The sequence below is a fragment of the Rhizobium acidisoli genome, from assembly GCF_002531755.2.
In the GTDB taxonomy this organism is placed as follows: domain Bacteria; phylum Pseudomonadota; class Alphaproteobacteria; order Rhizobiales; family Rhizobiaceae; genus Rhizobium; species Rhizobium acidisoli.
In genome coordinates this window covers 3,017,386-3,035,893 of the sequence record NZ_CP034998.1, presented here as the reverse complement: position 1 = coordinate 3,035,893, position 18,508 = coordinate 3,017,386, and the positions used below count along the sequence as shown (strand labels likewise).

Annotated in this window: 15 protein-coding genes and 1 pseudogene; 10 read left to right on the top strand and 6 right to left on the bottom strand. The window is 61.4% G+C overall.

The genetic code is table 11. From position 1 onward, the window contains the following. Positions 1-630 precede the first annotated feature (630 nt). Positions 631-1,569 (bottom strand): LysR substrate-binding domain-containing protein, encoded by a 939-nt coding sequence (locus CO657_RS14980; protein ID WP_054182814.1) that lies wholly within the window; start codon positions 1,567-1,569, stop codon positions 631-633. Positions 1,570-1,801: 232 nt separating this feature from the next. Between CO657_RS14980 and CO657_RS14975 the strand changes: the two genes are divergently transcribed. From CO657_RS14975 to CO657_RS14965, 3 genes are all read left to right on the top strand, one after another. Continuing rightward, the gene (locus tag CO657_RS14975; RefSeq protein WP_054182813.1) at positions 1,802-2,872 is read left to right on the top strand and encodes an alcohol dehydrogenase family protein; all 1,071 of its coding nucleotides are present in this window, start codon (positions 1,802-1,804) and stop codon (positions 2,870-2,872) included. Positions 2,873-2,953: 81 nt separating this feature from the next. Further along, entirely contained in the window at positions 2,954-4,069 is a 1,116-nt protein-coding gene (locus tag CO657_RS14970; RefSeq protein ID WP_054182812.1) for a mandelate racemase/muconate lactonizing enzyme family protein, read from the top strand. A 51-nt stretch (positions 4,070-4,120) separates the two neighbouring features. Then, a complete protein-coding gene (locus CO657_RS14965) occupies positions 4,121-5,122 on the top strand; it encodes a glycine betaine ABC transporter substrate-binding protein (protein WP_054182811.1) in 1,002 nt (333 codons plus the stop codon). 266 nt (positions 5,123-5,388) lie between these two features. Here CO657_RS14965 and iolG read toward each other — a convergent pair whose 3' ends face one another. Then, positions 5,389-6,381 (bottom strand): inositol 2-dehydrogenase, encoded by a 993-nt coding sequence (gene iolG / locus CO657_RS14960; RefSeq protein ID WP_054182810.1) that lies wholly within the window; start codon positions 6,379-6,381, stop codon positions 5,389-5,391. A 177-nt stretch (positions 6,382-6,558) separates the two neighbouring features. On the opposite strand from iolG, the gene CO657_RS14955 reads away from it, so the two are divergent. Then, the gene (locus tag CO657_RS14955; RefSeq protein ID WP_054182960.1) at positions 6,559-6,843 is read left to right on the top strand and encodes a hypothetical protein; all 285 of its coding nucleotides are present in this window, start codon (positions 6,559-6,561) and stop codon (positions 6,841-6,843) included. On the opposite strand, the gene CO657_RS14950 is transcribed toward CO657_RS14955, so the two are convergent. Further along, entirely contained in the window at positions 6,844-7,314 is a 471-nt protein-coding gene (locus CO657_RS14950; protein WP_054182809.1) for a hypothetical protein, read from the bottom strand. It abuts the gene before it with no gap. A gap of 154 nt (positions 7,315-7,468) precedes the next feature. Next, positions 7,469-8,476, bottom strand: a complete 1,008-nt coding sequence (locus CO657_RS14945; RefSeq protein WP_054182808.1) for a LysR family transcriptional regulator — start codon at positions 8,474-8,476, stop codon at positions 7,469-7,471. 271 nt (positions 8,477-8,747) lie between these two features. Between CO657_RS14945 and chvE the strand changes: the two genes are divergently transcribed. The 6 genes from chvE (at position 8,748) to araD (ending at position 17,044) form a co-directional block, all read left to right on the top strand. Continuing rightward, entirely contained in the window at positions 8,748-9,812 is a 1,065-nt protein-coding gene (gene chvE / locus CO657_RS14940) for a multiple monosaccharide ABC transporter substrate-binding protein (protein WP_054182807.1), read from the top strand. 99 nt (positions 9,813-9,911) lie between these two features. Beyond that, positions 9,912-11,450, top strand: a complete 1,539-nt coding sequence (mmsA, locus tag CO657_RS14935) for a multiple monosaccharide ABC transporter ATP-binding protein (RefSeq protein ID WP_054182806.1) — start codon at positions 9,912-9,914, stop codon at positions 11,448-11,450. After that, on the top strand, positions 11,447-12,658 hold the full coding sequence (gene mmsB / locus CO657_RS14930) for a multiple monosaccharide ABC transporter permease (RefSeq protein WP_012558610.1): 1,212 nt from the start codon (positions 11,447-11,449) through the stop codon (positions 12,656-12,658). Before mmsA ends, mmsB begins: the two co-directional genes overlap by 4 nt. Positions 12,659-12,777: 119 nt before the next feature. Next, positions 12,778-13,773, top strand: coding sequence for an AraD1 family protein (araD1, locus tag CO657_RS14925; RefSeq protein WP_003592854.1), 996 nt, complete (start codon positions 12,778-12,780; stop codon positions 13,771-13,773). Between the two features lie 35 nt (positions 13,774-13,808). Beyond that, positions 13,809-15,242 (top strand): aldehyde dehydrogenase family protein, encoded by a 1,434-nt coding sequence (locus CO657_RS14920; RefSeq protein ID WP_054182805.1) that lies wholly within the window; start codon positions 13,809-13,811, stop codon positions 15,240-15,242. Between the two features lie 62 nt (positions 15,243-15,304). Beyond that, the gene (gene araD, locus CO657_RS14915; protein ID WP_054182804.1) at positions 15,305-17,044 is read left to right on the top strand and encodes an L-arabinonate dehydratase; all 1,740 of its coding nucleotides are present in this window, start codon (positions 15,305-15,307) and stop codon (positions 17,042-17,044) included. Between the two features lie 110 nt (positions 17,045-17,154). On the opposite strand, the pseudogene CO657_RS14910 reads toward araD, so the two are convergent. Both CO657_RS14910 and CO657_RS14905 read right to left on the bottom strand, forming a co-directional pair. Continuing rightward, positions 17,155-17,374: pseudogene (locus CO657_RS14910) on the bottom strand (HD-GYP domain-containing protein); the annotation flags it as partial. A 162-nt stretch (positions 17,375-17,536) separates the two neighbouring features. Further along, the gene (locus CO657_RS14905) at positions 17,537-18,439 is read right to left on the bottom strand and encodes a DMT family transporter (RefSeq protein ID WP_054182803.1); all 903 of its coding nucleotides are present in this window, start codon (positions 18,437-18,439) and stop codon (positions 17,537-17,539) included. Positions 18,440-18,508: the final 69 nt, after the last annotated feature.

Genomic DNA, 18,508 nt, shown 5'->3' with positions numbered 1-18,508 from the left:
ACCGCTCGCGGCACCGCCTTCGACCAGGAACCGAACGCCTCATCCGCTGCGCCGACGGCGAGTTTGGCACAAACGCAACCCCCACCCTCCGTCATCCCAGGCCTCGAGCCTGGGATCCATGCCACGACTGCCGATGGCTGCGGCGTGGGTCCTCGGGTCAAGCCCGAGGACGACGGCGGGTGGGGTTAAAGTCGCTGGAGATAGCTCGCCCCGCCAAAGACTTAGCGGCAGATCCGACCCTACCGACGGCAAGTTTGGCACAAACGCAACCCCCACTCTCCGTCATCCCAGGCCTCGAGCCTGGATCCATGCCACGACTGCCGGTGGATGCAGCGTGGGTCCTCGGGTCAAGCCCGAGCAGGACGGCGGGTGGGGTTAAAGTCGTTGGAGATAGCTCGCCCCACCAAAGACTTAGCGGCAGATCCGACCCTACCGACGGCGAGTTTGACGCAACCGCAACCCCCACTCTCCGTCATCCCAGGCCTCGAGCCTGGGATCCACGCCACGACTGCAATTGGATGCGGCGTAGGTCCTCGGCTCAAGCCCGAGGACGCCGGAGTGTCGGCAACCGCTGACGATTCTGACGGTGAGCTCAGGCCGCACATGAAGCAAGCAACCATCCGGACGGTTTTAGGAGAATGGCCGCGCCAAAGGCATCGGCGTCCGTCTTTCCTCTTCGGCGAGCATCCTGATCCAGTCGCGCAGCGATAGCGCAGCGGCAGGCAGCGCGCGGGTGCTGTTCCAGGTGAGGTAATAGGCCCCGGGGTCGGGGACGACCAGTTCGGTGAAGCGCACCAGATCCCCCTTTTCCACAAGGGGGCCGACCATGCGGTGCCAGCCGACGACCAGGCCCTGGTCGGCCATGGCAGCCTGGAGCGCGACGCTGAACTTGCCGAAGCGTCTGCCGCTGGCGGCGTGATACGGCACCCCGCCGCGTGCCAGCACCTCTTCCCAGCCGGTCCAGCCGGGCTCGACCCACTCGACGTTCAACAGCGGCAGATCGGCAAGATCGGCGGCCGAGGCGCCGGCATGCCTTTCGGCAAAACCCGGACTGCAGACCGGATAGAGACAGTCGTCGAACAGGAATTCCGCCGCCTCGTCGATCCATTTTCCCGATCCGTAGCGGATGCGCAGCTCCAGCTGCGATGGGCGGAAGGTCTTGAAGTTGTCGCCGATCAGGTGATCGACCGATATGTCGGTGAAGCGCCGCCAGAAATCCGGCATCCGGGGAATAAGCCACATCGTCCCGAACACGTCGCTGCAGGCAATCGTCACGTTGCGCGCGCTGTTTCCCTGCTTGATCGAATTGACGACTTCGGATGCCCTGGCGAAGCCGGTTGCCAGCGCCCGGTACAAATCCTCGGCCGGCGCGGTCAGCATCACGCCCTTGCCGGTGCGCAGGAAAAGAGCGACGCCGAGCTCCTGCTCGATCGACTTGATCTGCCGGCTGACGGCCCCTGTCGTGACGTTGAGCTCGGCTGCCGCCAAGGTGAAATTGCCGTGCCGGGCCGAGGCCTCGAAAGTGGCAAGCGCGGTCAGGGATGGCAGACCATAGAAGCGGCGAACCATTGATCTTCCCCCATCCATCCCTAGCGCCTGTCGGCGCGGCGTTGATATTTCCGCCATGATAACACAGCCAAACCCACTCGTCTTGAGTTTAACTCAACACATGGCGGATTTTTATGGGCCTTGTCTTCAAGGCCTGCCTGCCGCTTTCATAGGACCCATCGACAGCCTGTCGCGAGGAGAAGGCGCCTATCCGGCGATTTGGCAAGGCTGTTTTTCGAGGTCCCAAACAGACATGAACATCGAGACATCAAAGTCGAAACAGGCCTCGCAGAGGCTGCCGGACCGGATGAAGGGCGTTCTCCTCACCGGCCATGGCGGTTTCGAGAAACTGGAATATCGCGAGGACATTCCGCTTCCCCGGCCGAAGGCCGGCGAGGTGCTGATCCGCGTCGCTGCGGCCGGCGTCAACAACACCGATATCAACACTCGCATCGGCTGGTATTCCAAGGCGGTGACAACAGGCACGGAAAGCGGCGGGGCAACAGGCTTCCAGTCGGCGCAGGATGCCGACGCCAGCTGGTCCGGCGTGCCGCTCGCCTTTCCGCGCATCCAAGGGGCAGATTGCTGCGGGCGTATCGTCGCGGTCGGGGAGGGTGTGGATCCCGGCCGGATCGGCGAGCGGGTGCTGGTGCGCAACATGCTGCGCTCCTATACCGATTATCGGCCCTTCGAGTGCTGGACCTTCGGCTCGGAATGCGATGGCGGCTTTGCCCAATATACGGTGGCGCCGGCGCGCGAAACTTATCGGATCGATTGCGATTGGAGCGATGTCGAACTGGCGTCGCTGCCCTGCGCCTATTCCACAGCCGAGGGCATGCTGCACCGGGCGGCCGTCGGCGCCGGAGAGCACGTCCTGATCGCCGGCGCCTCCGGTGGCGTCGGCTCGGCGGCGGTCCAGCTGGCGAAACGCCGGGGCGCGATCGTCACGGCGATCTCAAGCCCGGACAAAGCCCCGCAATTGCTGGCGATCGGCGCCGACCGCATCCTTTCGCGCGGCGAGAGCATCGTCGCCGGGATCGGCCACGAGTCGGTCGACGTCGTGCTCGACGTCGCCGCCGGTCCGTCCTTCGGCGAGCTGCTCGACGCCCTGAAAAAGGGCGGACGATACGCCGTTGCCGGCGCCATCGCCGGGCCGCTCGTCGAGCTCGATGTCAGAATCCTCTATCTCAAGGACCTGACCTTCTTCGGCTGCACCTTCCAGGAGGACGTGGTTTTCGAAAACCTCGTCTCCTATGTCGAGCGCGGCGAAATCAGGCCGCTCGTCGGCAAGAGCTACCCCTTGAGCGATATCGTCGAGGCGTAGCGCGATTTTCTGTCGAAGCGCATCGCCGGCAAGCTCGTCCTCGTGATCCCCGAATAGACGCCATCCCGGAATAAGAAGCACATGAGCGAACTCAAAATCGAAAAAATCGATGTCTTCCAGGTCGACCTGCCCTATTCGGGCGGCGTCTACCGCCTGTCGGGCGGCAGGGAATATAGAAGCTTCGATGCGACGATCGTCAGGATCACGACGCAGAACGGGCTGGAAGGATGGGGCGAGAGCACGCCGTTCGGCTCGACCTACATCGCCTCTCACGCGCTCGGGGTGCGCGCCGGCATTGCGGAAATCGCGCCCAGCCTGATCGGGCTCGATCCGCGCCGCGTCGATCGCATCAATGACGCCATGGACAATGCGCTGCTCGGACATCTGCATGCCAAGACCGCGCTCGATGTTGCCTGCTGGGATCTGTTCGGCAAATCGGTCGGCCTGCCGGTCTGCGAGTTGCTCGGCGGCCGTACCGATGTCCAGATGCCGGTGATCTCGTCGATCTATATGGGTGACCCGGACGATATGCGCCGGCGTGTCGCCGAGCATCGCCAGCTCGGTTACCTCGCCCATTCGGTCAAGATCGGCGACGAGCCGGCTGTCGATGCCGCCAGAATTGCCGCGTCGCTCGCCGACAAGCGGCCGGGCGAATTCTTCATCGTCGATGCCAATGGCGGCATGGCGGTGGAGACCGCGCTGCGCATGCTGCGGCTCTTACCGGCCGGGCTCGATTTCGTGCTCGAGGCCCCTTGCGCGACCTGGCGCGAATGCATGTCGCTGCGCCGGCGCACGGATGTGCCGATCATCTTCGACGAACTGGCGACGGATGATGCGGCGATTGCCCAGCTCCTCAGTGACGACGCCGCCGAAGGCATCGGCCTGAAGATTTCCAAGAATGGCGGGCTGACCCGCGGCCGCCGTCATCGCGATATCTCGGTCGCTGCCGGCTACACCGTCAGCGTCCAGGAAACGGCGGGCTCGGACGTCGCCTTCGCGGCCATCGTGCATCTCGGCCAGACGGTGCCGGAAAAGAACCTGCGCTGCGTGCTCGAATGCCGGGACATCGTCAAGCTCAAGACCGCCGACGGCGATTTTACGGTGCGCAATGGCCGGGTCACCGCGCCCACAGCACCGGGCCTCGGCATTACACCCCGCCTCGATGTGCTCGGCGAGCCGGTGGCAAGCTACTTCTAAACAGGGATGCGGCGCCCTGTCTTATCGACGCCGCAAAAAGAGGGAACGAAAATGAAAAAACTGCTTGCATACACATGCCTGCTGGCCGGTCTTGCCGGCTTCGCATCGCTTTCTCATGCCGCTGAATGCGGCGACGTCGTGCTCGCCGTGCACAATGCGCAGAGCGCTGAACTGCTGACCTTCGTCGACAAGTTCATCCTCGAAAACGGTTACGGCTGCAATGTCGAGACCGTTCCCGGCGATACGGTGCCGACCACGACATCGATGGTGGAGAAGAGCGAGCCCGACGTCTCATCCGAAACCTGGGTCGACCTGCTGCCGGAGATCGTTCCGCGCGGCGTCCAGGAAGGCAAGATCGTCTTCGGCGCTCCGGCCCTTCCCGACGGCGGCATTCAGGGCTGGTGGATCCCGAAATATCTGGCCGACGCCCATCCCGAGATCAAGACCGTCGAGGATGCTCTTGCCCATCCCGACCTCTTTCCCGATCAGGAAGACCCGAGCAAGGGCGTGATCTTCAATGGCGCCGAAGGCTGGGGCGCGACCGTCGTGACGACACAGTTGTTCAAGGCCTACAAGGCGGCCGATAAGGGCTTCACCCTGATGAACCCGGGCTCGGCAGCCGGCCTCGACGGCGCCATCGCCAAGGCCTATGAGCGCAAGCAGGGCTTCATCACCTATTACTGGGCGCCGACGGCGCTGCTCGGCAAATATCAACTGGTGAAGCTCAAGCAGAATGGTTCGGCCGATCCCGTCGAATGGAAGCGCTGCATCACCAACCTTGCCTGCCCCGACCCGAAGGTCGCCGACTGGCCGGTCGACAAGGTGATGACGGTCGTCACCAAGAAATTTGCCGATCGCACCAGCCCCGAAGTCATGGCCTATTTCAACAAACGCGGCTGGAGCAACGACACCGTCGGCAAGATCATGGCGTGGGAAACGGAGAACCAGGGCACCGGCGAAGACGGCGCCAAGCATTTCCTCCAGCAAGACGAAAGCACCTGGTCGCAATGGGTCCCGGCCGATGTCGCCGAGAAAATCAAGGCCGCCCTTTAAAGAACGAGGAGAAGGCCGGCGAACAGCCCTTCATCCGGCTGCCGCCGCCTTCTTCCCGCCTGCGGGGAGAAGAGACATGCCGCGATCCCTCTGTTCGTTAGGTGTGTTGCTTCTCCCCGTCAGACCATAAGGTCGAGGATGACGCCGCGTAGAGAACGGCCCTTGCCACAAACGCAAAGTGGCCGGGCGAGTGCCCGGCCATCTCATGATAGATCTGTTAAAGAAGGCGCATCTTTCTTGCGATCGATTTCGATCGAGTCGATGCGTCAGCCGATCTTGACCAGTTTGCCTTCCTTGACCGACTGCACCGCCGCATCGGCGAGCACCAGAGCCGCCAGGCCATCGGCGCCGGACGGCGAGATCTTCGTGCCCTTTTCGATCGCGGCGATGAAGGCGGCGATTTCGTTGGCGTAGGCTTCGGTGTAGCGGGTCATGAAGAAATCATGCAGCGGCGGGCGGGTATAGCCGTCGCCGTTTGCGACTTCGATCGAGACCGGGCGCTGGTTTTCGGCCGAGGCCATGCCCTTGGCGCCGTGCACTTCGATGCGCTGGTCGTAGCCATAGGTGGCGCGGCGGGAGTTGGAGATGACGGCCTGCTTGCCGGATTTGGTCTGCAGGATCACCGAGACGCTGTCATAGTCGCCGGCTTCGCCGATCGCCTTGTCGACGAGGACGGCGGCGGTTGCCAGCACCGAGACCGGCTCTTCGCCGAGCAGGAAGCGGGCCATGTCGAAATCGTGGATCGTCATGTCGCGGAAGATGCCGCCCGAACGCTTGATATAATCCACCGGCGGGGCGCCGGGGTCGCGCGAGGTGATCGTCACCATTTCGACATCGCCGATCTTGCCGTCGTCGATCACCTTGCGCACCGCCATGAAATGCGGGTCGAAGCGGCGGTTGAAGCCGACCATCAGCTTGGCGCCGGTCTCTTCCACCACCTTGATGCAGGCCTTGACGCGGGCGACGTCGAGATCAACAGGCTTTTCGCAGAAGATCGCCTTGCCGGCGCGGGCGAAGCGCTCGATCAGGTCGGCATGGGTATCGGTCGGCGTGCAGATGACGACGGCGTCGATATCCTTGGCTGCCTCGATCGCCTCGATGGTGCGGACCTCGCAGCCATAGGCCGAAGCAATGGCGTCGGCCGCCTGCGGAAAGGCGTCGGCCACAGCGACGAGCGTCGCATTGGCGTCGCCGCTGACGGCTTTCGCGTGAACCTTGCCGATGCGGCCGGCGCCGAGAAGACCAAATCTCACTGTCATAGCAACCTCCATTGAATTCGGAACAAATAAACCGAATTACCCAAAATCTGGAATTTTCATTCCATCTTCTCCACGCGACGTCAAGCCCGCGGGCTCTTTCACATTTGCAAGATTCGAACTAAAGACAAGCGCGGCGCATGCCGGGGCATGTGCGACATATCCGACCGCGGGGCAGAGATGCAACTGATTGATCCGAACCATCCGGCATACCGGCGCCTTTGGGTGCGTGTCGCCATCGTTGCCGTCTGCTTCGGCTGGGCGGCGTTCGAGATTGTCGGCGGCGATCCCTTCTGGGCGGTGCTTTCGGCCGCGGCGGGCGCCTATTCCTTCTATATGCTGTTTTGGACCTTCAAGCCGCAGCCGGCGACCGTCGAGCCTGCGGCCGAGCCTGAGGCAGATGAAGACGAAGAGCCGGCGGAGACATCCACGGAAAAGCCCACCAAGCAGGCAGACCAAGACTAGTCAGCGGCTCAATCGCCGCAGCGCCTCGTCGATCAGCAGATTGGCCAGCATCATCCGTTTCGTCGCATTGTCGCGGAAGGGCAGGGCGACACCGTCGGGATGATTGGCGCGGGCGAAGGCGCGGCGCTTCTCGCTGAGCGTCAACGGCGTGTCGGCGGCCGAGATCGCCAGTTCGGTGGCAACCTCTTGCGGCGCCGTGCGGGTGAGATGGTCGGGCATGGCGGGCTCTGGTTCCGGCAAAGGCGCCGGTTTCTCGACGAACCCGGCGGCGGCGTCGAGATCCAGATTGTCGAAATAGGCTTCGCCGATCCGCTGCGAGGCGACCGAGACGCCCTCCATGACATCGAAAGCAAAGCCGGTGCCGAGGCCTGCCACACGGTGGCTGGCTGGCGCTTCGGCCTCCTCAACCGTCTCGTCCTCGGCCTTCAGCCGCTCGAGCACTGATTGAAATACCGACTGTCCGAACAGCATCCCGCATCCTCAAGAGCATTCCGTTTCTTCGAAACACCCGACGTGCTCTAATTTTTTACGCAATTCCCGGACGCAAAAACCGCTGCGCCCTTTGCTGGAATTGCTCCGGCGCGCATTAGAGACGGGCAAGATGGCGCCGGGCTTGCGGGCCGCGTCAGCCGGCCTGCTTCAGGCTCTCCTCCAGAATGATGTCATAGAGCAGCCTTGCGCTCGGCGGCAGCGCCCGTTCCCTGGCGGTGATCAGGCTGTAAGGCTTGACGTTGATGTCGAAATCGATTGGCAGCATGCGCACGTCGGAAGCCCTGGCGCTCTGGCTGGAGAGGAACTGGGCGACGTCGGTGGCGACAGGAGCGATCGCATCGGTTCCGCAGACGATGGCGCAGGTCAGAAGCAGCGACGAGGTGTTGACGATATTTTCCGGCAGCGCCACGCCGCGCGACAGGAAAATATCCTCGATCGTCCGGCGCAGCAGCGTGCCCGGCGGCTGGAACACCCAGTCGTAATCCTTGATGTCGGTAAGGCTGCTGATCTTTTTCTTTTTCAGCAGCGGATGGCGGCTGCGCACGATCAGGCAGGCGCGCTCGATGCCGATCTCCGTCACCTCGAACAGGCGCGGGTTGAGATCGTCGGGAATGCGGCTGATGATGAAGTCGTGGCGGGCGGCGAGCAGCTCGCGGGCGAGCACGTTGCTGGTCTCCACCTGGATGTTGATCTCGATGCCGGGATAGGCCTTGCGCACCCGGTTGATCGCCGGCACGACGAGGCTCATGGCCGGCGCCGTCACCGCGCCGATGAAGACCGAGCCGCCCTTGCCGCTCTTCAGTTCGCCGATCTCGCGGCTCGCCTCGCGCAGCTCTAGGAGGATCTTCCGGGCGCGTCTGGCAAGTGCTGCGCCGAAGGTCGTCAGCACCACGCCGCGGGCGACGCGTTCATAGAGCTGAGTCTTGGTGATCGATTCCATTTCGGACAGCATGCGCGATGCGGCGGGCTGCGAAATGTTCAGGACTTCCGCAGCTGCGGAAATCTGTCCGCTATCTTCGATTGCGACGATCATCCGCAGGTGATTCAGCTTAAGTCCTGCACGTAAAAGGCTGTCATTGCCGAAACTATCGCTGTGGATATCGACATGATCCATCGAAATGGGCTCTGAAACAATCGTCATGGTTGCAGCCTCCTCGCTGCGCTCCATCAAAAGTAATACTTTTTAACGATATACCAAAATTGTTATGCACTTTACCACTTATTCTATTTGACAGTTATAGGAATCCATACCAGTTTGCCGCCGTGTGCTGGTTGGCACTCAACACGTGTGAGATCGTGGAGGAGACCTACTTCGTTTCTCACCATCTGAAGTAACTATCCAATACGGAACCTGCCACAGTTTCGGGGCGGGCGATTTTTCGTCCGCTGCTCTATTAACAAGGGAGAGAGAAATGAAGTCCATTATCTCATTGATGGCTGCGGCTGCCTTCGGCGTCGCTTCGTTCGTTGTACCGGCAATGGCCGCCGACAAGGGCACCGTCGGCATTGCCATGCCGACCAAGGCTTCGGCCCGCTGGATCGACGACGGCAACAACATCGTCAAGCAGCTCCAGGCTGCCGGTTACGGCACGGACCTGCAGTATGGCGACGACGATATTCCGAACCAGCTTTCGCAGATCGAAAACATGGTCACCAAGGGTGCCAAGGTTCTGGTCATCGCTTCGATCGACGGCACGACGCTTTCCGACGTTCTGCAGAAGGCTCATGACGCCGGCATCAAGGTCATCGCTTATGACCGTCTGATCCGCGATTCGGGCAATGTCGACTACTACGCGACCTTCGACAACTTCCAGGTCGGCGTTCTGCAGGCTGGCTCCATCGTTGACGGCCTCGGCCTCAAGGATGGCAAGGGCCCGTTCAACATTGAACTCTTCGGCGGTTCGCCGGACGATAACAACGCCTTCTTCTTCTATGATGGCGCAATGTCCGTCCTGCAGCCCTACATCGACTCGGGCAAGCTCGTCGTGAAGTCCGGCCAGACCGGCATGGACAAGGTCGGCACCCTGCGTTGGGATCCGGCAACGGCCCAGGCCCGCATGGACAACCTGCTCTCGGCTAACTACACCGACGCCAAGGTCGACGCCGTTCTGTCGCCTTACGACGGTCTGTCGATCGGTATCATCTCCTCGCTGAAGGGCGTTGGTTACGGTACGGCTGCTCAGCCGCTGCCGATCGTCACCGGCCAGGACGCTGAAATCCCGTCGGTCAAGTCGATCATCGCTGGCGAACAGCACTCGACGATCTTCAAGGACACCCGCGAACTCGCCAAGGTCACTGTTGCCATGGTCGATGCCGTCATGTCCGGCAAGGAGCCTGAGGTCAACGACACCAAGACCTACGACAACGGCGTCAAGGTCGTTCCGTCCTACCTGCTGAAGCCGGTTGCCGTCGACAAGACCAACTACAAGCAGATCCTCGTCGACAGCGGTTACTACTCTGAAGACAAGCTGAAGTAAGACGTTAAGCAGGAGGCCGGAACCCGCGCTTGCGGGTTCCGGTCTTCGATTTTATGATCGCCAAGCCGCTTGGCGGCTCACGGCGCTGGAACTTTGACTATGGACAATACCATCCTCGAAATGCGGAGCATCACCAAGACGTTCCCGGGCGTCAAGGCGCTGGAGAACGTGAACCTCAAGGTTCGCAAGGGTGAAATTCACGCATTGGTCGGCGAAAACGGGGCCGGCAAATCGACCCTGATGAAGGTCCTATCGGGCGTCTACCCCACCGGAAGTTATGACGGCGACATCGTCTATGAAGGCGAGACGCGCAACTTCAAGGTCCTGAAGGATTCCGAAGAAATCGGCATCGTCATTATCCACCAGGAACTGGCGCTGGTGCCGTTGCTGTCGATCGGCGAGAACATCTTCCTCGGCAACGAGAATGCCAAGAACGGCGTCATCAGCTGGGACGAGACGTTCAACCGCACCAAGCAGCTGCTCAAGAAGGTCGGCCTGTCGGAATCTCCGAACACGCTGGTAACCGACATCGGCGTCGGCAAGCAGCAGCTCGTCGAGATCGCCAAGGCGCTGTCGAAGAGCGTCAAGCTGCTCATCCTCGACGAGCCCACCGCCTCGCTCAATGAAAGCGATTCCGACGCGCTGCTGACGCTGCTGATGGAATTCCGCAAGCAGGGCATCACCTCGATCATCATTTCCCATAAGCTGAACGAAATCCGCAAGGTCGCCGACCAGATCACCGTGCTGCGCGACGGCATGACGGTCAAGACGCTCGACTGTCACGCCGACGAGATCAGCGAAGACATCATCATCCGCAACATGGTCGGCCGCGATCTCGAAGACCGCTATCCCCCGCGTTCGGTGCCGATCGGCGAAACCATTCTCGAAGTGAAGAACTGGAACGCCTATCACCAGCAGCACCGCGACCGTCAGGTCCTGCACGATATCAACGTCACCGTCCGCAAGGGCGAAGTCGTCGGCATCGCCGGTCTGATGGGGGCAGGGCGCACCGAATTCGCCATGAGCCTGTTCGGCAAATCCTATGGGCACAAGATTTCTGGCGATGTGCTGATGCATGGCCAGCCGGTCGATGTCAGCACCGTGCGCCGGGCGATCGACGCCGGTCTTGCCTATGTCACCGAAGACCGCAAGCAGCTCGGCCTCGTGCTCAACGACACGATCCTGCACAATACGACGCTCGTCAATCTGAAGGCGGTGTCGAATGCGTCGGTCATCGACAGCGTCAAGGAATCCCGGGTAGCGTCCGACTATCGCTCGAAGCTGCGCATCCGCTCTTCCAGCATCTTCCAGGAAACGGTCAATCTTTCCGGCGGGAACCAGCAGAAGGTGGTGCTGTCGAAGTGGCTGTTCTCCGATCCCGATGTTTTGATCCTCGACGAGCCGACGCGCGGCATCGATGTGGGTGCAAAATACGAAATCTATACTATCATCAATCAGCTCGCGGCTGACGGCAAAGCCGTTCTGATGATCTCGTCGGAAATGCCGGAACTTCTTGGCACCTGCGACCGCATCTACGTCATGAATGAAGGGCGTATCGTTGCGGAACTGCCGAAGGGAGAAGCGAGCCAGGAAACCATCATGCGCGCCATCATGCGCTCAGGAGAGAAGAAACAATGACGCCGATCAACCAACCCATCGCTGAGCAAGGGCGTGTCGTCTCGATCGGAGACTACGTTCGCGGCAACATCCGGGAATACGGCATGTTCATCGCGCTGATCGCGATCATGGTGTTCTTCCAGATTTCGACCGGCGGCGTTCTCTTCAGGCCGCTCAACCTGACCAACATCATTCTGCAGAACTCGTTCATCGTCATCATGGCGCTGGGCATGCTGCTGATCATCGTCGCCGGCCATATCGATCTTTCGGTCGGCTCCGTCGTCGGCTTCATCGGCGCCATTGCCGGCGTGATGACGGTGCAATGGCATGTCAACTATGTCGTTGCGGCCGTCGTCTGTCTGGCCATGGGCGCGCTTGTCGGCGGCATCCAGGGCTATTTCGTCGCCTATCACAAGATTCCGGCCTTCATCGTCACGCTGGCCGGCATGCTGGTCTTCCGCGGCCTGACGCTGTTCGTGATGACGGCTTCGGGAACCGGCACCAGCATCGGTCCTTTCCCGCCGGAGTTCCAGCTGATCAGCATCGGCTTCCTGCCGAACCTGTTCGATATGGGCGGCATCAACTCGACCTCGATCATTCTGACCGTGATCGGCGCCGTCACCCTCTTCTATATGGCATGGCGCAAGCGGCTGTCGAACGAGAAACATGGCAATGACGTCGAGCCCATGGGTTTCTTCCTTGCCCAGAACATCATTGTCGCGCTCGCCATTCTGGGGCTCGGCCTCCAGCTGTCGATCTATCGCGGCTTCCCGAACGTGCTGGTGATCATGCTCGCCCTCGTCGCCGCCTACGCCTTCATTACCCGTCGCACCACCATCGGCCGCCGCATCTACGCCATGGGTGGCAATGAGAAGGCGACCAAGCTTTCCGGTATCAACACCGAGCGGCTGACCTTCCTGACCTTCGCCAATATGGGCCTGCTCGCCGGTCTCGCCGGCCTGATCGTTGCGCTGCGCCTCAACTCGGCGACGGCCAAGGGCGGCTTCGGTCTCGAGCTCGACGTCATCGCCGCCTGCTTCATCGGCGGCGCGTCGGCCCAGGGCGGCGTCGGCAAGGTGACGGGTGCGGTCATCGGCGCTTTGATCATGGGCATCATGAACAACGGCATGTCGATCCACGGCCTCGGCACCGACTCGCAGCAGATGGTCAAGGGCGCGGTGCTTCTCGCTGCCGTGTTCTTCGACGTCTACAACAAGAACAAGGGCTGAGCGCTCAAGCGCAGCCCAGGCATTCGCAGTCATATGAATGATCAATTCCGGCTCCTGATGGAGCCGGACAGGCGGAGCTTTTTCTGAAAGTCTTCACTGGAACGAGAAGGATCGAAGTCGTGCTTATTTCCCAGATCAAGGGTGCCAACGGAGAGATCGTCGTCGCCGTGCGCGAGCAGGGCGGCGCTGCAAGATCGGTGAAGAATGCCGGCAGCGTCTATGCGCTGGCAATGGAAGCCGCCGACGGCGGCAAGTCGCTTGCCGCGGTTATCGAGGCGCATGGTTACGGCGATGCCGTCGATCTTGAAAAGGTCTATGCGGAAGGCCGCTTCCTGCCGCCGATCACCCATCCGGACGCTGCCCACCTGCATCTGACCGGCACCGGTCTCACGCATCTCGGCTCCGCCGCCACCCGCGATTCCATGCACAAGAAGACCAGCGAGGCGGCCGAGGAAACGCTGACCGACTCGATGAAGATGTTCAAGATGGGCCTCGAGAACGGTAAGCCGAAGGCTGGCGAAAAGGGCGTCCAGCCCGAGTGGTTCTACAAGGGCAACGGCTATGGCACTGCCGCCCCCGGCGCGCCGCTGGTCTCGCCCTCCTTCGCGCTCGACGGCGGCGAAGAGCCTGAAATGGCTGGCATTTACGTCATCGCCAAGGACGGCTCGCCCTTCCGCATCGGCTTCGCTTTGTCGAACGAGTTTTCGGACCACGTCACCGAACGGATCAACTATCTCTATCTGGCCCACTCGAAACTGCGCCCGGCCGCCTATGGTCCGGAAATCCGTATCGGCGCCGCCCCGGACGACATCCGCGGCACCTCGCGCATCAAGCGCGGCGACAAGGTGATCTTCGAAAAGCCCTTCCTATCGGGCGAAGCGAACATGTCGCACACCTTCGCCAATCTCGAATATCACCATTTCAAGTACGGCATCTTCCGTGTTCCGGGCGATGTCCATGTCCATATGTTCGGCACGGCAACACTCTCCTTCGCCGACGGCATCAAGGCGGAAGAGGGCGATGTCTTCGAAATCGAAGTCGCCGAATTCGGCCTGCCGCTGCGCAATCCGCTGAAGGTGGCCGCCGAAGAAGAGATTGCCGTCAGGCAGCTCTGATTTCTCATAAACGGTAAAGGAGGCTCATTCAGCCCATGACCATTTATCAAAACCTGATCGCCGGCGAATGGGTCGGCACCAACGCGACGAAGAACATCAACCCGTCCGATACCAACGAAGTCGTGGGCCTCTATGCCGACGGCAACGCCGAAGACACCAAGAACGCCATCGCTGCCGCCAAAGCGGCTTTCCCGGCCTGGTCGCGCTCCGGCATCTGGGAACGCCACGTCATCCTGAAAAAGGCCGGCGACGAGATCATGGCGCGCAAGGACGAGCTCGGCGCGCTGCTTGCCCGTGAAGAAGGCAAGACCCTGCCTGAGGCCACCGGCGAAGTGATCCGCGCTTCGCAGATCTTCGAATTCTTCGCAGGCGAAGCCCTGCGGCTGGCCGGCGAGGTCATCCCCTCCGTGCGCCCGAATATCGGTGTCGAAATCACCCGCGAGGGCCTCGGCGTCATAGGCATCATCACGCCGTGGAATTTCCCGATCGCTATCCCGGCCTGGAAGATTGCGCCGGCGCTCTGCTATGGCAACACGGTCGTCTTCAAGCCGGCCGAACTGGTGCCGGCCTGTTCCTGGGCGATCGTCGACATCCTCAACCGCGCCGGCCTGCCGAAGGGCGTGTTGAACCTCGTCATGGGCAAGGGATCTGTCGTCGGCCAGGCGATGCTCGAAAGCCCGGACGTTCACGGCATCACCTTCACCGGCTCCACCGGCACCGGCCGGCGCGTCGCCGCCGCCTCGATCGAGCATAACCGCAAGTTCCAGCTGGAGATGGGCGGCAAGAACCCGATGGTCGTGCTCGACGACGCCGATCTGTCCGTCGCCGTCGAAGCCGCCGCCAATTCCGGCTTCTTCTCCACCGGCCAGCGCTGCACCGCCTCGTCACGGCTGATCGTCACCGAAGGCATCCACGACAAGTTCGTCGCGGCGCTGACCGACAAGCTGAAGACGCTGGTCGTCGACAATGCGCTCAAGGCCGGCACCCATATCGGTCCCGTCGTCGACGAGCGGCAGCTGAAAACCGATACCGACTATATCGAGATCGGCAAAAAGGAAGGCGCCAAACTCGCCTTCGGCGGCGAAGTCATTTCCCGCGAGACGCCCGGCTTCTACCTGCAGCCGACGCTGTTTACCGAAGCGACCAACCAGATGCGTATTTCGCGCGAGGAGATCTTCGGACCGGTGGTCTCGGTGATCCGGGTCAAGGATTACGAAGAGGCCTTGGCGACCGCCAACGACACGCCGTTCGGGCTTTCGGCCGGCATCGCCACGACGAGCCTGAAACATGCGACGCACTTCAAGCGCAATTCCGAGGCCGGCATGGTCATGGTCAACCTGCCGACGGCTGGCGTCGATTTCCACGTTCCCTTCGGCGGCCGCAAGGGCTCGTCCTACGGCCCGCGCGAGCAGGGCAAGTACGCCGCCGAATTCTACACAACCGTCAAGACCGCCTACACGCTGGCTTGAGACGAAGCGCGATAACCCTGATCGTACGAGGCGGTCAGGGGATATCCTGAAGGACAGAGACGATGAAGAAGAAAGCAGAATGGCCGCGCAAGCTGCGCTCGCAGGAATGGTACGGCGGCACCAGCCGCGACGTGATCTACCATCGCGGCTGGCTGAAGAACCAGGGCTATCCGCATGACCTGTTCGATGGCCGTCCGGTCATCGGCATCCTGAATACCTGGTCTGATATGACGCCGTGCAATGGCCATCTGCGCGAACTCGCCGAGAAGGTGAAGGCGGGTGTCTGGGAGGCCGGCGGCTTCCCGCTCGAGGTGCCGGTATTCTCGGCATCCGAAAACACTTTCCGCCCGACGGCGATGATGTATCGCAACCTCGCCGCACTCGCGGTGGAGGAAGCGATCCGCGGCCAGCCGATGGACGGCTGCGTGCTCTTGGTCGGCTGCGATAAGACCACGCCGTCGCTGCTCATGGGTGCTGCCTCCTGCGACCTGCCTTCGATCGTCGTCACCGGCGGGCCGATGCTGAACGGCTATTTCCGCGGTGAGCGTGTCGGTTCGGGCACGCATCTGTGGAAGTTCTCCGAAATGGTGAAGGCCGGCGAGATGACGCAGGCCGAATTCCTCGAGGCTGAGGCGTCGATGAGCCGTTCGTCGGGCACCTGCAACACCATGGGCACCGCCTCCACCATGGCCTCCATGGCCGAGGCGCTCGGCATGGCACTATCAGGCAATGCCGCGATCCCGGGCGTCGATTCCCGCCGCAAGGTCATGGCGCAGCTGACCGGCCGCCGGATCGTGCAGATGGTCAAGGATGACCTGAAGCCCTCCGAGATCATGACGAAACAGGCTTTCGAAAACGCCATCCGCACCAATGCGGCGATCGGCGGATCGACCAATGCCGTCATCCACCTGCTTGCGATTGCCGGCCGCGTCGGCATCGATCTATCGCTCGACGACTGGGACCGCTGCGGTCGCGACGTTCCCACAATCGTCAACCTGATGCCCTCGGGCAAGTACCTGATGGAAGAGTTCTTCTATGCCGGCGGCCTGCCGGTGGTGCTGAAGCGCCTCGGCGAGGCCGGCCTGCTGCATAAGGATGCGCTGACGGTCTCCGGCGAAACCGTCTGGGACGAGGTCAAGGAGGTCGTCAACTGGAACGAGGACGTCATCCTGCCGGCTGAAAAGGCGCTGACCTCTTCTGGCGGCATCGTCGTGCTGCGCGGCAATCTGGCGCCGAAGGGCGCGGTGCTGAAGCCGTCGGCGGCCTCACCGCATCTCTTGGTGCACAAGGGCAGGGCAGTCGTGTTCGAGGACATCGACGACTACAAGGCCAAGATCAACGACGACAATCTCGACATCGACGAAAACTGCATCATGGTCATGAAGAACTGTGGGCCGAAGGGTTATCCAGGGATGGCCGAAGTCGGCAACATGGGACTGCCGCCGAAGGTGCTGAAGAAGGGCATCCTGGACATGGTGCGCATTTCCGACGCCCGCATGTCCGGAACGGCCTATGGCACCGTCGTGCTGCACACCTCGCCGGAAGCGGCGGTCGGCGGCCCGCTCGCTGTCGTGAAAAACGGCGACATGATCGAGCTCGATGTGCCGAACCGTCGTCTGCATCTCGACATATCAGACGAGGAACTGGCGCGGCGGCTGGCCGAATGGCAGCCGAACCACGACCTGCCGACATCGGGTTATGCCTTCCTGCATCAGCAGCATGTCGAAGGGGCCGATACCGGCGCCGACCTCGACTTCCTCAAGGGATGTCGCGGAAACGCAGTCGGCAAAGACAGCCACTAACCGGGTGCATCCAAAATTGATAGCTGATGAGGCGGGGCAAAACCCCGCCTCTTTATGTTCGCCGGTTCCGTAGCGGATGATGGTGGCGCTCAGACGCTTGAGGCCGCTGTGCGCCGGAAAGCGGCAATGCAGGCGGGTCGAAATGAGATCCGCTGCAGGCAATGATTCTTGCGTAAGCCTGCTCGACCGGCGAGGCCTGTTACACGGCCGATCGGAGCAGAGCGCTTCGAAGACGTCGGAGACCGCGACGATACGTCCTTCGATGGGGATTGCGTCGCCGGACAGGCCCTTGGGATAGCCGGTTCCGTCCCATTTTTCATGATAACTTGCAGTTCCCTCGGGTCGAAGGGCTTGGCCAAAAATCCGTGGCGCCGGCCTCCAGCGCTTCCAGCTGAACCGACCGTTTTGCCTGCAACGTGAACCGCACCCGGCGCGCGATGAAACGGCCGGCAGAGACGCTTCGAGGAGGGTTAAAGGAAATTCGTCCTGACATCAGAGACGAAAGCGCCTGACAAAAACGGCCAGTCGAGGCGTTGGTGAAAAAACCAGCACGTTTCCAACCAGCACTGCGCAGAGCCCGAGAGCTGCCAATGGGCCGAGCTGATAATTTTCGAAAAACATCGAAATCGTCAGGGCAACGATGGGAAAGAGGACGGTCATGTAAGCGGCTTTGGCTGCTCCTAGCCGGTTAACGACGGTGAGATAGGTGGTAAAGCCGATCACGGAGCCGAAAATCGCGAGATAAAGGAGAGAACCGACATAGGACGCTGAAGGATCGAAGGTAAATTCGACACCCCGAATGGCGGCGAATGCCGAGACGATGCCCGCACCGTAAAGCATTCCATATGCGTTTACCGAAGTGACCGACAGTCCGTGCTTCCTGTTGCGTACGGACACCAGGTTGCCGACCGAAAAGAACCATGTCCCAAGGAGTGCAAGCATCACGCCGATCACCACGTTGCGGTCGAATGCGGCGGCGGCAGCTTCGTTCCAGAAGAGGCAGACAATGCCGGCAACGCCGAAGGCCGCGCCCAGGAGAATGCGCGCCGACGGCCTCTGGCCAAATGCGACCATGCCATTGGCAAGATTGAAGATTGTCGCAGCCGAAAAGATCACCGAAACAATGCCGCTCGGCACCAAGGTTTCGGCGATATAGAAACAAAGAAAATTGCAGGAAAAGAGACAGATCGACTGCAGGAACACATAGGGATGATGGCGCAAGGGAATGGGCTGAAGCCTCTTCGCAATCGTCAGGCCTGCAAATAATATCGCGCCGGCGAGGGCGAAGCGGTAGGCGATCGACGCTTCAATCGGAACGACGCCAAGCTGGTTCTTGATGGCGATCCAGGTGGTGCCCCAGATCAGCACGGTTAAAGCATAGCAGAGGCCGATCATGGTCTTTCACTCCGTCAACGACAATGGGAGGATCGATACCGAGCCGAACAGCCGGGTCTATGCCGCAGA

What these genes read in the sequence shown, in the direction of transcription:
- CO657_RS14980 (WP_054182814.1), bottom strand. Translation starts at nt 1,569, where the DNA reads ATGGTTCGCCGCTTCTATGGTCTGCCATCCCTGACCGCGCTTGCCACT.
- CO657_RS14975 (WP_054182813.1), top strand. Translation starts at nt 1,802, where the DNA reads ATGAACATCGAGACATCAAAGTCGAAACAGGCCTCGCAGAGGCTGCCG.
- CO657_RS14970 (WP_054182812.1), top strand. Translation starts at nt 2,954, where the DNA reads ATGAGCGAACTCAAAATCGAAAAAATCGATGTCTTCCAGGTCGACCTG.
- CO657_RS14965 (WP_054182811.1), top strand. Translation starts at nt 4,121, where the DNA reads ATGAAAAAACTGCTTGCATACACATGCCTGCTGGCCGGTCTTGCCGGC.
- iolG (WP_054182810.1), bottom strand. Translation starts at nt 6,381, where the DNA reads ATGACAGTGAGATTTGGTCTTCTCGGCGCCGGCCGCATCGGCAAGGTT.
- CO657_RS14955 (WP_054182960.1), top strand. Translation starts at nt 6,559, where the DNA reads ATGCAACTGATTGATCCGAACCATCCGGCATACCGGCGCCTTTGGGTG.
- CO657_RS14950 (WP_054182809.1), bottom strand. Translation starts at nt 7,314, where the DNA reads ATGCTGTTCGGACAGTCGGTATTTCAATCAGTGCTCGAGCGGCTGAAG.
- CO657_RS14945 (WP_054182808.1), bottom strand. Translation starts at nt 8,476, where the DNA reads ATGACGATTGTTTCAGAGCCCATTTCGATGGATCATGTCGATATCCAC.
- chvE (WP_054182807.1), top strand. Translation starts at nt 8,748, where the DNA reads ATGAAGTCCATTATCTCATTGATGGCTGCGGCTGCCTTCGGCGTCGCT.
- mmsA (WP_054182806.1), top strand. Translation starts at nt 9,912, where the DNA reads ATGGACAATACCATCCTCGAAATGCGGAGCATCACCAAGACGTTCCCG.
- mmsB (WP_012558610.1), top strand. Translation starts at nt 11,447, where the DNA reads ATGACGCCGATCAACCAACCCATCGCTGAGCAAGGGCGTGTCGTCTCG.
- CO657_RS14920 (WP_054182805.1), top strand. Translation starts at nt 13,809, where the DNA reads ATGACCATTTATCAAAACCTGATCGCCGGCGAATGGGTCGGCACCAAC.
- araD (WP_054182804.1), top strand. Translation starts at nt 15,305, where the DNA reads ATGAAGAAGAAAGCAGAATGGCCGCGCAAGCTGCGCTCGCAGGAATGG.
- CO657_RS14905 (WP_054182803.1), bottom strand. Translation starts at nt 18,439, where the DNA reads ATGATCGGCCTCTGCTATGCTTTAACCGTGCTGATCTGGGGCACCACC.